This window comes from Bradyrhizobium sp. HKCCYLR20261 (assembly GCF_051168435.1).
Classification (GTDB): domain Bacteria; phylum Pseudomonadota; class Alphaproteobacteria; order Rhizobiales; family Xanthobacteraceae; genus Bradyrhizobium.
In genome coordinates this window covers 111,773-124,765 of the sequence record NZ_JBNPUZ010000017.1, presented here as the reverse complement: position 1 = coordinate 124,765, position 12,993 = coordinate 111,773, and the positions used below count along the sequence as shown (strand labels likewise).

At 65.9% G+C, this 12,993-nt stretch carries 14 protein-coding genes; 3 read left to right on the top strand and 11 right to left on the bottom strand.

Translation table 11 applies throughout. The features are described 5' to 3' along the window. The first annotated feature begins 237 nt into the window (after positions 1-237). On the top strand, positions 238-489 hold the full coding sequence (locus tag ACQR1L_RS28915; protein ID WP_434861319.1) for a hypothetical protein: 252 nt from the start codon (positions 238-240) through the stop codon (positions 487-489). Positions 490-747: 258 nt separating this feature from the next. Here ACQR1L_RS28915 and ACQR1L_RS28910 read toward each other — a convergent pair whose 3' ends face one another. Then, entirely contained in the window at positions 748-1,338 is a 591-nt protein-coding gene (locus ACQR1L_RS28910; RefSeq protein WP_434861318.1) for an NADPH-dependent FMN reductase, read from the bottom strand. Between the two features lie 129 nt (positions 1,339-1,467). Next, the gene (locus ACQR1L_RS28905; protein ID WP_434861317.1) at positions 1,468-1,704 is read right to left on the bottom strand and encodes a hypothetical protein; all 237 of its coding nucleotides are present in this window, start codon (positions 1,702-1,704) and stop codon (positions 1,468-1,470) included. Positions 1,705-2,064: 360 nt separating this feature from the next. Between ACQR1L_RS28905 and ACQR1L_RS28900 the strand changes: the two genes are divergently transcribed. Further along, positions 2,065-2,517 (top strand): hypothetical protein, encoded by a 453-nt coding sequence (locus ACQR1L_RS28900; protein WP_434861316.1) that lies wholly within the window; start codon positions 2,065-2,067, stop codon positions 2,515-2,517. A 31-nt stretch (positions 2,518-2,548) separates the two neighbouring features. On the opposite strand, the gene ACQR1L_RS28895 is transcribed toward ACQR1L_RS28900, so the two are convergent. The 7 genes from ACQR1L_RS28895 to sfnG are packed head-to-tail and all read right to left on the bottom strand — an operon-like array spanning position 2,549 to position 9,957. Further along, entirely contained in the window at positions 2,549-3,745 is a 1,197-nt protein-coding gene (locus ACQR1L_RS28895) for an acyl-CoA dehydrogenase family protein (RefSeq protein WP_434861315.1), read from the bottom strand. 27 nt (positions 3,746-3,772) lie between these two features. Further along, positions 3,773-4,549 carry an ABC transporter ATP-binding protein gene (locus ACQR1L_RS28890; protein ID WP_434861314.1) on the bottom strand — a complete coding sequence of 259 codons (777 nt, stop codon included), beginning with the start codon at positions 4,547-4,549 and terminating at the stop codon, positions 3,773-3,775. Between the two features lie 55 nt (positions 4,550-4,604). Next, positions 4,605-5,948: an ABC transporter substrate-binding protein gene (locus tag ACQR1L_RS28885; RefSeq protein WP_434861313.1), complete on the bottom strand. Its 1,344-nt coding sequence runs from the start codon at positions 5,946-5,948 to the stop codon at positions 4,605-4,607. Between the two features lie 26 nt (positions 5,949-5,974). Then, positions 5,975-7,030, bottom strand: coding sequence for a branched-chain amino acid ABC transporter permease (locus ACQR1L_RS28880; protein ID WP_434861312.1), 1,056 nt, complete (start codon positions 7,028-7,030; stop codon positions 5,975-5,977). Then, the gene (locus tag ACQR1L_RS28875; RefSeq protein ID WP_434861311.1) at positions 7,030-7,920 is read right to left on the bottom strand and encodes a branched-chain amino acid ABC transporter permease; all 891 of its coding nucleotides are present in this window, start codon (positions 7,918-7,920) and stop codon (positions 7,030-7,032) included. Before ACQR1L_RS28875 ends, ACQR1L_RS28880 begins: the two co-directional genes overlap by 1 nt. After that, the gene (locus ACQR1L_RS28870; RefSeq protein ID WP_434861310.1) at positions 7,920-8,834 is read right to left on the bottom strand and encodes an ABC transporter ATP-binding protein; all 915 of its coding nucleotides are present in this window, start codon (positions 8,832-8,834) and stop codon (positions 7,920-7,922) included. Before ACQR1L_RS28870 ends, ACQR1L_RS28875 begins: the two co-directional genes overlap by 1 nt. 10 nt (positions 8,835-8,844) lie before the next feature. Next, entirely contained in the window at positions 8,845-9,957 is a 1,113-nt protein-coding gene (sfnG, locus tag ACQR1L_RS28865; protein ID WP_434861309.1) for a dimethylsulfone monooxygenase SfnG, read from the bottom strand. 782 nt (positions 9,958-10,739) lie between these two features. Between sfnG and ACQR1L_RS28860 the strand changes: the two genes are divergently transcribed. Continuing rightward, a complete protein-coding gene (locus ACQR1L_RS28860) occupies positions 10,740-10,937 on the top strand; it encodes a hypothetical protein (protein ID WP_434861308.1) in 198 nt (65 codons plus the stop codon). A 576-nt stretch (positions 10,938-11,513) separates the two neighbouring features. Here the strand turns inward: ACQR1L_RS28860 and ACQR1L_RS28855 are convergent. Continuing rightward, a complete protein-coding gene (locus tag ACQR1L_RS28855) occupies positions 11,514-11,771 on the bottom strand; it encodes a hypothetical protein (RefSeq protein WP_434861307.1) in 258 nt (85 codons plus the stop codon). 66 nt (positions 11,772-11,837) lie between these two features. Next, the gene (locus ACQR1L_RS28850; protein WP_434861306.1) at positions 11,838-12,878 is read right to left on the bottom strand and encodes a DUF2778 domain-containing protein; all 1,041 of its coding nucleotides are present in this window, start codon (positions 12,876-12,878) and stop codon (positions 11,838-11,840) included. Positions 12,879-12,993: the final 115 nt, after the last annotated feature.

Sequence of the window (12,993 nt, the reverse complement as noted above, 5' to 3'; positions counted from 1 at the left end):
GCTGAGGCATGAGGGCGCTTTCGCGCGTTGGTCGCTCTTAGCCTCACGGGCCGCGTCACGCCAGCCCAGATAAAGCCACAGTCGCCTTGCGATGGCGCGGCAAGGCCGGTCGGTTAACGCGCTGAGCGGCCGGGATACGGGTCCTTAAGCGTGACCGAACCCGTCGAGACACTTTGCCTCAAAGTTTCCATATTCCGGCTCTGAATCGAGCGTGCTTCGAGCAGGAGGACCCTTGAGATGCGGATCAATCGATTGATCTTCGTCGGTTCGCTGGCAGCCCTCGTCGCGACGGCCGCGCCCGCACTGGCGAAGAACTCCCAGACTCCCAAACCTGACGACCAGGCCACGTCATCGATGCCCTGCCGGGCCTACCAGCAGGAGCCCGACGGGACCTGGAAGGAGCTGCCTTGCCAGGGTCAGGGCCAGACCGCCGCGGCGCCACGCCGGCAGCAGTCGGTGACCACGACGCCGACCAACGCGACCCGGTAGCCGGCTCCGCCGGACCATCCAATCGGAGGGCAGCCCCGCTGTCACCCTCCCCTGGAGGGTCGGCTGACATGGAGCGCAGCGGAATGTGAGCCGGGGTGGGGTGATCTCTCCGCTTGCACCGGTGTCCGCGGCTCACCCCACCCCGCTCGCCCGCTTCGCGTGCGAGCGACCCTCCCCCTCCAGGGGAGGGTGAGACTGAGATCGCCGCGCTTGCCATCGTCATCTTAGGCAGTTGGCGACAGTCACCCAGAGCAGCATCTAATATGGCGGCGCCTTTCGCGCTCGCTGCTCCCTGCCCGCTTCGACCCACCACAGGAGATCATCGGCAAAGCGCGGAAACGCATGCGCCAGCGCCTTGCCGGCGTCGCCGACCGCCGTCCCATCCTCCGACAGCGCCTGCCCGATCGGACCGACCGCGAGCGTGCTCGACACCACGACCATGCCCATTTCCGACAGCGTCCCGTGCCACGCCGTCGCGGCGCGGGCGCCCGACAGCCGGCCGGCCGAATAGCTCGCGATCGCCGCCGGCCGCCAGAACCATTCTTCGAGAAAGTGGTCGGTGAGGTTCTTCAGCCCGGGCTGCATGCCCCAATTGTATTCGCCGGTGACGAACACGAAGCCATCGACCGCGCGGATCTTCGCCGCGAGCTCCGCCATGGCCGCAGGGGCTTCGCCCGGCTTGTATTCCTTGAACATGCGGTCGAGCATCGGCAGGCCAACCGCCTTGGCGTCGATCAGTTCGACGTCCTGGCCTTTGCCGCGCAACCCGTCGACGACGAACTGCGCGAGCCGGATACCCATCCGGTCCGAGCGATAGGAACCGTAGAAGACGAGGATGCGATTGCTCATGGCGGGTCAACTCCTGGCCGGTCGATCCGTGCCAGCCTATCACGCCGCATTGCAAACGATGAGATGGTGGGGAGCGCCGCGGATCGACCGATCGGCGGCGCGTCGTCGTTCAGATCGAGCGGCGTGAACTCAGCGCGTCACCGTCGCCGATGCCGAGCGCTCGCTCGGACGGCCGAACACGCTGCGGCAGCCGTCGCTCAGACTGGCGCGCTGCTTGACCATGCAGGCGATGATGCGCTCGCGATCGGGAATTTCCGACGAGCACAGCCGGAACACGTCGCCGGTGCACAGCCGCCGCTGGTCGTCTTCCGTGAAGGCATGGCCCGCGCGCGGGCTGGCGACCATCGCCAACGCAAGCCCCGCCATTGCCACATTCCAAGTCCGCATCCTGAACAGATGAGCTCGCATCGTTGTCCCCAATTCGCCCGCTGTTTGTCCTGATCACCCGCTGCCCGCGCTGCTGTCGCGAAGCAGTTGCCGCCGCAGAATCAAATGATGACACAGGGCCGCGCGCCTTCAACAAGCGCCCTCGGTCCTGCACCACTATTTTGCCGGCTGTTGCATCTTCGACTCCTTTTGCCGAACGGAACCTGTGCGACGCCGCCAAATTGTCATTAGGCGAACGCAATCCGGCCCAGCGACGCTCACAGTCTCGCGGCGTAGTGACGGCGTCCTGATGGTGCTTCGGGCCATCACGCCCTTCGTCAATGTGTGGGAGTTGTGGCCATGGCGTACACGATGATCGCCGAGCGAGAGCAGCAGAAGATCCGCAAGCAGCGCGAAAGCGCGCTGATCGTGATCGCCAACGCCCAGGTGATGGAGGCGGAAGGCTGGACCGTGGTCATTACGGACGAGGACGGCAACACCTTGCCGCTTGCCGAGTTCGAAGCCGGGCTCTCTCAGAAATTCGCGTCCTGGTACAAGCCGAAGTCGCGGCCGGTGGTACCGACGACCATTCCCGGACCGAACCTGTTCTCCGAGCCGGCCAATGATGACGCCACGCCGGAAGCCGTCGTCGCCGCCGAGCTCGAAGCCGAGGCGGTCGAGACGGAGGCTGTGGCCGAGGTGAAGGAGATCGCCGAGGACGATTTCGAAACGGCCGAGGCCGCCAACGCGGTGCCGGCCGAGAAGGCCGAGCGCGAGGAGATCGCGCTCGACGCCGCCGAGATGGCGGATTGATGCTGCGGCCGCGCCGCAGCATCGGCGAGACTTACTCCCCGCCTTCGTAGAACAGCTCGAGCGGCAGCCCGACCTGGGCCTTGCCGATCCACTCCCGCGCGATGATGTTGGACGGCCCCATCGCGATGGCCGCCCGGGCGTCGCGGAAGGCGCGCTCGATCGGGCCGCGGTGGTAGCCATAGCCGCCGGTCACGGTGAGCGCCGTCGAGGCCACCTTGTTGGCCACTTCAGCCGCATGCACCTTGAACTCGGTCAGCGGGATCAGGATCTCGCTCTGCGGCTTGCCGGCGCGCCAGAGCTCATCGAGCTTGTGCGCCAGCTCGATCCGCCACGGACGCAGGCTCTCGACCAGCACCTTGGCGGCGCCGAGCTCCTGCCGGATCGCCTGGTAGTCGGAGAGGCTCTTGTTGCGGTCCTTGTGGACGAAGCCAGTGGTGTGCGCGACCGCGGCATTGAGCACGCCGCGCGCCAGCCCTTCCCAGACGGCGCCGAGCCCGATCAGATAGACCGGCGAAACGCCGTCATAGATGATCTCCTTGCCCTGCCCCTCGGCGCCGAGCCGGTCGCGCTTGGGCACGTGCACGTTGTTGTAGCTGATGCCGCCGGAATGATTGGCGCGCACCCCGAGCGCCTCCCACGGCCTGGACTCAATGCCCTCGGCCTTGCCGTCGACGATGAAGAAGATGATGTCGGCCTGGTCCTTGGCGCCGGGGCTGCGGGTTTGGGCGACGTAGAAGTCGGCCTGGCCCGAGCTGGTCGTGAACGACTTGTCGGCGTTCAGGCGATAATCCTCGCCGTCGCGCGCGGCCTCCGACAGATTGTACCACCAGTGACCGCCGGTGGCGCGCTCGCTGGTCGAATAGGTCCCGAGCAGCCGGCCATTGTTCGCTTTCAGCCAGCGCTCCTTCTGGTCGTCATTGCCGAACAGATTGATGGTCTGCGCCGCGCCGACATGCATGACATAGACAAGCCCGGTCGAGGCATCGGCCTGACCGATGCGGTAGGCGGCCTCGGCGAAGTCGACATGGCCGAGCCCGAGCCCGCCGAACCTGATATCGTTAAGAACGCCGGTCCAGCCGGCCTCGGCCAGCGCCAGCAGGTTCTCGCGGGGAAAACGTCCCTCGCGGTCGTTGCGGTCGGCATGGGCCTTGATGACGTCAGCGACGACGGCGTCGAGCTGCGGATATGGACTGTCCTCGATCTTGCGTGCGGCAGTGCTGGTCACCATGAACGGTCTCCTCTTGCTGTGATGAAGTCAGGCCACGGCCTGGGTGGTCGCGGCCGGCGCGGTGGCGCCGCCGAGATAGAGATGCTTGATGTCCGGCCGCTGCCGGAGCTCGCGCGCGGGGCCCGCGAGCACGCTGCAGCCGCCTTCGAGCACGATGGCGTGGTCGGCGAAGCGCAGCGCCACGGTGGAGTTCTGCTCGGCCACCAGGATCGACAGCCCCTCCTCCGCATTGAGCGTCTTGAGAGCGCGGAAGATGCCTTCGACCACCAGCGGCGCGAGCCCCATCGACGGCTCGTCGAGCACCAGGAGCCGCGGCCGCGACATCAGCGCGCGGCCGATCGCCGTCATCTGCTGCTCGCCGCCGGAGGTGAGGCCGGCCACCGAGCGGCGGTGCCGCGTGAGCTGCGGAAACAATGCGTAGACACGTTCGAGGTCCGCGCTGATGTCACCACGCCTGGCATCACGGCCGATCGCGCCGGTGATCAGGTTTTCCTCGACGCTCAGCGAGGCGAAGCAGTGCCGGCCTTCGAGCACCGGCACGAGGCCAGCGCGCACCAGCTGCGCCGCCGAGGACGACGACACGTCGCGCCCGTCATAGATGATCCGTCCACCCGTGATCTGGCCGCGCCGCGCCGGCAACAGCGCCGAGACCGCCTGCAGGGTCGTCGACTTGCCCGCGCCATTGGCGCCGAGCACTGCGACGATCTCGCCGGCGTGGACCGCGAACGACACGTCGCTGACCGCGCGGATCGCCTGGTCATAGGTCGCCGCGAGATGCTCGACCGACAGCAGCACGTCACTCATGATGAGAGTCCTCGAAAAGGCATGCGCGGGAGCACCGCCCCCGCGCACGCTGGCCTTACTGCCCGACCGGTTCGTCACCCGAGGTGCGGATCTTGATGCCGCGCTCCTGCGCATAGGCGGTCGAGGACTTCTCGATGATCGGCCGCAGCGCGGCCCAGTCCGGCGAGATCCAGTCGGACACGACCTTCCACTTGGCGCCGTCCCATTGCTGGAAGGTGACGCGGCCATTGCCCTCGTGATTGTCCCAGGTGACGTTGATCGAGTGGAACAGGCCCTTGGCGCCGAGCGCCTCGACCCGTGCCGGATCGAGCTGGAGATGCTCGAAGCCCCAGCGCACCTCGTCGCCGGTCAGGGTCCGCTTGCCGAACTTCTCCTGCGCGATCCTGACCGCCTCGACGTTGAGGATGCCGTTCACGATGCCGAGATTGTGGTAGACGCTGCCGATGCGCTTCTTGTCGTCGAGATTGCCCTTGCCGGCGCCGTAGACGGTCTTGATCACCTCCTGCAGCACCGCATATTCGGCGCCGGAGGCCTGCGTGGTGATCGCCACATAGCCCTTGGCGGCGTCGCCCGCCGGGATCACATCCTCCTCGGAGTTGGACCAGACGTTGCCGATGATGTGGTCGACCGGGAAGCCGGTCTTCTGCGCCGTCTTCAGCGCCACCGGGTTCATCACGCCCCAGCCGCGCAGCACGACGTAGTCGGCCTTGGCGCGGCGGATCGACAGCCATTGCGACTGCTGCTCATTGCCGGGATGCGGCACCTCGATCTGCTCGAGCTCGAAGCCGTATTTGTCGGACAACAGCTTGTAGATCGGGATCGTCTCCTTGCCGTAGGGCGAGCCGTGATACAGCACCACGATCTTCTTGCCCTTGAGCTTCTCAGGCCCGCCCTCGCGGGTGGCAATGTAGTTCACGATGCCCGAGGTCTCGCTGTAGGGATTGAGCAGCAGCGGGAACACGTAAGGGAAGACGCGGCCGTCGGAGGAGTCGGTGCGGCCGTGATTGATCGTGATCAGCGGCACCTTGTCCTTGCCGATGCGGTCGATCATCGCATAGGCGATGCCGACGGAGAGCGGGTTCCAGGCGGCGACACCCGGCCGGCTCTTCAGCCGCTCATAGACCTCGACGCCGCGCTCGACCTCGTATTGCGTCTCGCCCTCGTCCCAGGTCAGCTTGACGCCATTGACGCCGCCGTCGCGGATGTTGATCAGGTTGAGATAGTCGATGAAGCCGCCGAAGAAGCCGGTGCCGCCCGCCGCATACGGTCCGACCCGATAGCTCTGCAGCGGAAAGAACTGCTCGTCGGCCTGCGCCGGCAGGCTCGTGACGAGCCCGAGGGCGAGCGCCGCCCCCAAGGTCAGTCTCCTGGCCAGCTTTGCGTGTCTGAATGTCGTCATCGTGTCTCTCCTTGTGTATGACTGTTTCAGGACTGGGATGAACGGAGGCGACGCACTGCCGCGACGGCACGGTCGATCAGCGCGACCAGGCCGCGCGGCTCGGCGATCAGGAAGGCGATGATCAGCGCGCCGATCACGATGCGCTGGCTCATCTCGAGCACGCCGGAGTCGAACACGCTGCCGAGCACGGCGGCCCCGAGCCGCGACAGCAGCAGCGGGAACACGACGATGAAGGCCGCGCCGATGAAGGCACCGCGCAGCGAGGCCAGCCCGCCGATGATGATGATGAACAGGATCTGGAACGAGCGATCGAGGTTGAAGCCGGCCGGCTCGACCGTGCGGAGGTAGGCGAACGCCCAGAGCACGCCGGCGACGCCGATCAGGAACGACGAGAAACCGAAGGCGAGCAGCTTCGTCCGCAACAGCGGCACGCCGATCACCTTGGCCGCGACCTCGTGGTCGCGCACCGCGATGAAGTTGCGCCCGGTCTGCGAGGCCAGCAGGCGTGCCGTCAGCGCGGTCGCGATCGTCACGATCGTCAGCGAGAACACGTAGCGGCCGGTGGCCGAGGAGAACGTCAGGCTGCCGATGCGGAGCACCGGCGCGTCGATGACGCCGGAGGCATTGTCATTGGAGAACCAACCGAACTTGGTCAGCGCCCACTGCACGAAGAACTGCGCCGCCAGCGTCGAGACCGCGAGATAGAAGCCGCGCAGCCGCAAGCTCGGCAGGCCGAACACGATGCCGACGGCAGCGGCGATGCCGCCGGCCAGCACGATATCGGCGAGCAGCGGCAGGCCCGGCAATCTCAGATTGAGATTGTAGGCCGCATAAGCCCCGACCGCGAGGAACGCAGCCGAGCCCAGCGACACCTGGCCGGCATAGCCGGTCAGCACGTTGAGCCCGACCGCAGCCAATGCCAGCGCCAGGAACGGCGTCAGCACTGCGTCCATCAGGTAGTCCGAGCCGATCCACGGCACGACGCCGTAGCCGAGCAGGAGCAGCAGCACGACGCTGAGCAGGTTCGGAGTGAGCCAAGCGAGCCGCGAAGGCGTCAGAGCGGTTTCGGTGATCGTGCTCATCACACCCGCTCCACCAGCTTCTGGCCGAACAGGCCGGAGGGGCGCACCAGCAGCAGCGCCAGCGCGACCACATAGGCCGCCCACGCCTCGATGCCGCCGCCGAAGAACGGCCCGACATAGACTTCGGCGAGCTTTTCGATCGCGCCGATCAGGAGGCCGCCGACGATCGCGCCGGTGATGGAATCGAAGCCGCCGAGCACCAGCACCGGCAGCGCCTTGAGCACCACCAGCGACAGCGAGAACTGCACGCCGAGCCGCGCGCCCCACAGCAGCCCCGCGACCAGCGCGACGATGCCTGCGGCCGTCCACACCGCGGCCCAGACGCGCGGCAATCTCAGTCCGACCGCGAGCGCGGCGAACTGATCATCGGCGACCGCGCGAAACGCGAGGCCGGTCCGGGTGTAGCGGAAGAACAGCGTGAACAGCGCAACCAGGCTGCCGGCCACGGCGGCGGCGAACAGGTCGAAGCGGCTGATGAACACGCCAGCGATGTCGAAGGGAATGTCGCTGACGCCAATCTCGAGCCCATGGACCTGCGTACCCCAAAGCAATTGCGCGGCGCCCTCGATGACGTAGGACAGGCCGAGCGTCGCCATGAACAGCGTGATCGGCGGCTGGTTGATCAGCGGCCGCAGCACGGCGCGCTCGATGGTGATGCCGAGCGCCACCATGATGGCGAGCGTCGCCAGCAGCGCCAGCGCGAACGGCGTGCCGCGCTCGACCAGGCTGACGAAGGTCAGCGCCGCGAACAGCAGCATCGCCCCTTGCGCGAAATTGAGCACGCCCGAAGTCTTGTAGATCAGCACGAAGCCGATCGCGACCAGCGAATACATCACCCCGGAGAGTAGGCCGCCGACCAGCACCTCGATCAGGAATTGATAGTCGAACATCAGATCGCAAGCTCCGTCTCGTCCTCGTGGGCGACGCCGAGATAGGCATCGATCACCGCCTGGTTGGTCTTGATCTCGGCCGGCGGCCCGTCGGCGATCTTGCGGCCGTAATCGAGCACGGCGATATGGTCCGAGAGATCCATCACGATGCCGATGTCGTGCTCGATCAGCACGATGGTGGTGCCGTAGCGGTCGCGCGCGCCGCGCACGTGCTGCGCCAGCTCCTGCTTCTCGCTCAAGGTGACGCCGGCGAAGGGCTCGTCGAGCAGCAGGAGCCTCGGACGCGCGACCAGCGCGCGCGCCAGTTCGACCCGCTTCTGCAGGCCATAAGGCAAGGTGCCGGCGATGCGGTCGCGGACCTCCTGGAGATGCAGGAAGCCGATCACCTCCTCTGCCGCCGCGCGATTGTCGGCTTCGATCCGCCGCGCCGCGGGCGTGCCGACGAGCTGTCGAAGGAAGCCGGCGCGGACCCGATGCGCCAGCCCCATCAGCACGTTGTCGAAGACCGAAAGTCCCTTGAACAATGCGAGGTTCTGGAAGGTGCGGGCGACGCCGTGACGCGCGAGCTGCGCCGTCGGCACCTGCCGGAACGCATGCCCGCCGAACCAGACTTCGCCCTGGTCCGGCCGGTACAGCCCGCTGACGACGTTGAGCAGCGAACTCTTGCCGGCGCCATTCGGGCCGATGACCGCGCGGATCTCGCCCTCCGCGACGTCGAGATCGACATCGCGGAGCGCCGTGAGTCCGCCGAACGACAGCGAGATGTTGGCGAGCCGCAGTACCGCGCGCGACTCGCCTGCAGTCTGCGCCGACGCGTCGGCCTGCTCCATCGCGAGCACTTGACGCGCTGTTCCTGGAGCCCAGGTCTCCAGAGCCAGCACGTCCAGCGGAGTGGTAAGCCCGCTCAACAGCATCGCGCTCGCCCTACTCCGCCGCCTGGACTTGCACGCCAGCCTTGGCCGCGGCTTTGGCTTCGAGCTCGCGCACCAGCGGGATCACGTGCTTGCCGAAATAGGCCACCTCCTCCTGGAAATGCAGGAAGCCGAGCAGAATGAGGTCGACGCCGACGTCCTTGAGCGCGACGATGCGCTCGGCGATCTGCTGCGGCGTTCCGATCAGGTTGGTCTTGAAGCCGTCATTGTACTGGACGAGATCCTCGAAGGTCGATTTCGCCCAATTGCCCTCGCGCTCCGGCGAGGCCTTGCCGGCATTGGCCACCTCATGCGCGAAGGCGTGCACGGCCTCGGGATTGGCGTGGTCGATGATGTCCTTGAGCACGGCCTGCGCCTCGGCCTCGGTGTCGCGCGCGATGGCGAAGGCGTTGACGCCGATCTTGACCTGATGGTTGTTGGCCTTCGCCTTGGCCCTGATGTCGTCGACCTGCGCCTTGATGCCCTCGACCGAATTGCCGTTGGTGAAGTACCAGTCGGAGACGCGCGAGGCCATGTCGCGCGCCGCGCGCGAGCTGCCGCCCTGGAAGATCTCCGGCTGCGGATCGATCGGCTTCGGCTTCAGCGAGTAGTTCGTGAAGCGATAGAAGTCGCCGCGCAGATTGAAATTGTCCTCGGTCCAGATGCCGCGTAAGGCGCGGATGAACTCCTCCGAGCGGCGGTAGCGCTCGTCATGATCGAGCCAGGGCTCGCCGATCGCGGCGAACTCGCCGCGGAACCAGCCGCTGACGATGTTGACGGCGACGCGCCCCTCGGTGAGATGATTGATGGTGGCGATCTGCTTGGCGACGACGGCCGGATGCCAGGGGCCGGGCAGGATCGCCGCGATCACCTTGAGCTTCGTCGTCGCCTCCAGCAGCGCGTGGCTGAACGAGACGGACTCGTGCTGATACTCGGCGCCATAGCCGGCGGTGAAGCGGATCTGGCTCAGCGCGTAGTCGAACCCGCTCGCCTCGGCAATCTGCGCCAGCTTCTTGTTGTAGCCGATGTCCCAGCTCGTGCGCTGCTCGATGTTGGAGATCACGAGGCCGCCCGAAACGTTGGGCACCCAATAGGCGAATTTGATCGACGAATCCTTGGTCGTCATAGGCTTCCCTCACTTGTCCTGATCGTCATGAATGCCGTTCCGCCTCGATGAGGACGGCCGCCGGCCTCTGCGCTGCCGGCTCGGCAGCACATTTCGGTTGACTTGATGATGTGGCGTGATGAGCAGGACATGCCTGCCAGGTGCCGAGGCGTCGTGCGCCTCGGCCGTCATGTCAGTGCATCAACAGAACCAGGCGCAGACCGTGCGCAACAGGCTTCCATTCATGCGCGAAAACGCATCGCTGGAGTCATGGCCGTTGTTGCCGATCATGCAAATCCCCTCTGTCAATCACTGTTCGACCGACGCACGAAGTGTCGCAGAGAAGTGCTGGTGCAGCGAGTCCAAGACCGTCTCTTTTTGAATGAGGAGGTAAAAACGTCTTCCGTAGTTTGGCGCGACGTGGATCAATTTTGCTTCCGCCCCTGTTTCAGTTCCGTCGCACGAAACCTCGCCGCCGGAGGCGAACTAATAAGTGCGAATTTCGGCTGTCCACCACTCGGAACAATCTCGAAATAAGAACAATGATACTGCCCGTCGGGCAAATCAGTACGAATTCTTTCAGGACATCTGAACATCCGGAGGTTGATTGGAGCGATCCAGCACTGCGCGCAGAAACGATTTTCTCTTGACGCATCAAGCTGATTTGGCCTGTCCAGTCCCGCTGTCACAAATATTCCGCTTTTCCTAATCCGGATTCGGTGGTCTTCTAGTCCCATCTCCCGCTCGCAGGAGGGGCGGTTCGCGGTCGTCACGGACGTTGAGCGGGAGGAGCGGTGAACGCGATGGCAGCGCAGCGCTTGTTGCGCCGACGAACGCCGTCGTCGCGTACGGTCAAGTCGCGTGGTCCTGGCATCCCGACGCTGATGCCGCGCTGGTGCGAAAGCATCATGCGCAACGGTGACCAGAACGCCCGGCGCACCGGGGAGAACGCGAAGCAGCCGTTAAGATCGCCGCGCGGGGAATGCCGGTTGTTCGGCTGAACCTGTGGTGACTGCCGCCTGCTTTTCTTGTTGCAGGCGGGCCATGGGTTGCGGCCAGCAGCCCGGCATTCCCCGCACCCTCCGTTTATGAGGAGGGCAAGACGGACGGATCACTCGGACGCCGCGCGTCGCGAGAATGCGAGATCATGTGCGAATGATAGAAAGCCCGAGTTTTGCGAGATGCCTCGGCACCCCCCGCTGTCATTCCGGGGCGCGCGCAGCGCGAACCCGGAATCCATACTCGCGAACGGGGTCGTTGAGCGAGCTGGAGCCACCAGCACGCCTCACACGACCGCTCGTGGTTATAGAGTCCGGGTTCGCGCTGCGCGCGCCCCGGAATGACGATGTGGAAAGACCGCGGCCCCACCGACTGCCGTCATGCCCGCGAAGGCGGGCATCCAGTACGCCGCGGCTTCTCGGTCGATCCCGATGGGCTTCGACGCGGCTACCACTGCAAGGGCGCGCCGCAGTTTCAGCGAACGCGGCAAGCCGGACGATGACGGTGAGTTTGGAGTGGGAGCAGACGGCCAACCCAGGCAGGAGCAAGCCACGCACAGTCCCCGGCACAATTCCCCGTCACAACAGTTTCGCACTTACGAACAGCGTCCGCACCGCGTTGGTCGCCTGCACGGTCATGATGGCGTTGTCGGCCGCCGCCTGCAGCGCCGACATCGCGGCGTCGTGCAGCGACTTGAACTCCATCCATTCGACGGCGTTGAGACTGGTGAGGAACTGATGCGCCTGCCCGACCGTCGAAATCACGACCGGCTTGCCGTTCACCTTGATGTTGAACGTTGTACGCAGACGCGTTTCCGACTTTGCGGGATCAATCATGAAGACCTTCCGGAAGATGCGACCGGCGTTGCCGCCGAGGTCGCGCCGGGGCCAAGCAACAAGCCGTCACTCGGTCTTCTGCGCGGTCCGCGTCGGGGTACCAGCCTCGAGCCCGACGACGACGACGAGTCGGTTGAACTCGCCGTCATCATACGCCTTCAGGAAGCGATCGTAATTCTTGATCGAGACGCAGCCGTTCGAATCGCCCTCCGGACCGAGCATATAGGGGTGGGTCAGAAGGCCGCTGCGGCCGAGGGTCGTGCCCTCGACGACGTTCATGCGCAGGGCGCGCACGCCGTGGAACGGCTTTTCGCGCGGCTTCAGGTCGTAGGTCGCGGGCGGCGTCGCGCCGACCATGCGCTGGTTCACGTGCTCCGGATCGTCGCGCAGGCTGCCCATTCCGGAATGCGCCTCGAGCCCGATGCCCGAGGGCAGATAGACCATCTTGGCCTTGATGTCGTAGACGGCGGTCCTCTCGTAGCCGAGCGCCGCGAGATCGACGCCGGAGCGGACGATACCGGCGTCCGGGCCGAGCGAGGCGAACTTGGTCGGGCTCGGGAGCAGATCCGTCAGCTTCTGCAGGATCGACCGGTCATCGGCGCGCCCCACCGCTTCGGCCGCGCTCGCCGAAACCAGGCTGGTCGGCATGTTCGCAAGCGACGGGCGCGGACGCGGCAGCGGAACGCCGGGGGCAGGCATCGCAACCGTATTGCCTTCCGTCAGCATCGGCCGCCAGTCGGCATTGTTGGGATCGCGCGCATTCGGATCACGCGACTCCATGCCCTTCACCAGCGCGGCACGGGCATCCAGCAACTGACGATCGGTGCCGCGCAGCGCAAAGCGGTCGAGCGCGCGCACCGCGTCCTTTTCGGAATAGGCAGTCGCCGAAGCGGACGCCGGCGCAAACCGGGTTTCGAAGCTGATCGCCGGCGGCGGTGCGGCGGGCGCCGTGGCGGTGGCGACAGACGCCTGCTCGCTGCTCGCACCCACCCATGCGGCTGCGCCCGCGGCGATGGCCAGGGCGGCGAGCACGAGCGCGATCGCTTCGGAGCGCCCGAAGCGGCCACGCGTCAACAGCACCTCTACGCTTGCTTCACTGGAAGCCATCACGTCCCCGATATACCCCCCTTTCGGACCACCCGCGGAGGATGTCCGACCCCAAGGGGTACGATTCGACCCGTCATGACATAGGATGGCAAGAGTGCGGCATAATCTAGACAAA

Excerpts from the sequence above, each read along its gene's own strand:
- ACQR1L_RS28885 (WP_434861313.1), bottom strand. The coding sequence starts at position 5,948 with ATGACGACATTCAGACACGCAAAGCTGGCCAGGAGACTGACCTTGGGG.
- ACQR1L_RS28850 (WP_434861306.1), bottom strand. The coding sequence starts at position 12,878 with ATGGCTTCCAGTGAAGCAAGCGTAGAGGTGCTGTTGACGCGTGGCCGC.
- ACQR1L_RS28880 (WP_434861312.1), bottom strand. The coding sequence starts at position 7,030 with ATGAGCACGATCACCGAAACCGCTCTGACGCCTTCGCGGCTCGCTTGG.
- ACQR1L_RS28875 (WP_434861311.1), bottom strand. The coding sequence starts at position 7,920 with ATGTTCGACTATCAATTCCTGATCGAGGTGCTGGTCGGCGGCCTACTC.
- ACQR1L_RS28870 (WP_434861310.1), bottom strand. The coding sequence starts at position 8,834 with ATGCTGTTGAGCGGGCTTACCACTCCGCTGGACGTGCTGGCTCTGGAG.
- ACQR1L_RS28905 (WP_434861317.1), bottom strand. The coding sequence starts at position 1,704 with ATGGCGGGGCTTGCGTTGGCGATGGTCGCCAGCCCGCGCGCGGGCCAT.
- ACQR1L_RS28895 (WP_434861315.1), bottom strand. The coding sequence starts at position 3,745 with ATGGTGACCAGCACTGCCGCACGCAAGATCGAGGACAGTCCATATCCG.
- ACQR1L_RS28855 (WP_434861307.1), bottom strand. The coding sequence starts at position 11,771 with ATGATTGATCCCGCAAAGTCGGAAACGCGTCTGCGTACAACGTTCAAC.
- ACQR1L_RS28915 (WP_434861319.1), top strand. The coding sequence starts at position 238 with ATGCGGATCAATCGATTGATCTTCGTCGGTTCGCTGGCAGCCCTCGTC.
- ACQR1L_RS28860 (WP_434861308.1), top strand. The coding sequence starts at position 10,740 with ATGGCAGCGCAGCGCTTGTTGCGCCGACGAACGCCGTCGTCGCGTACG.
- ACQR1L_RS28910 (WP_434861318.1), bottom strand. The coding sequence starts at position 1,338 with ATGAGCAATCGCATCCTCGTCTTCTACGGTTCCTATCGCTCGGACCGG.
- ACQR1L_RS28900 (WP_434861316.1), top strand. The coding sequence starts at position 2,065 with ATGGCGTACACGATGATCGCCGAGCGAGAGCAGCAGAAGATCCGCAAG.
- ACQR1L_RS28890 (WP_434861314.1), bottom strand. The coding sequence starts at position 4,549 with ATGAGTGACGTGCTGCTGTCGGTCGAGCATCTCGCGGCGACCTATGAC.
- sfnG (WP_434861309.1), bottom strand. The coding sequence starts at position 9,957 with ATGACGACCAAGGATTCGTCGATCAAATTCGCCTATTGGGTGCCCAAC.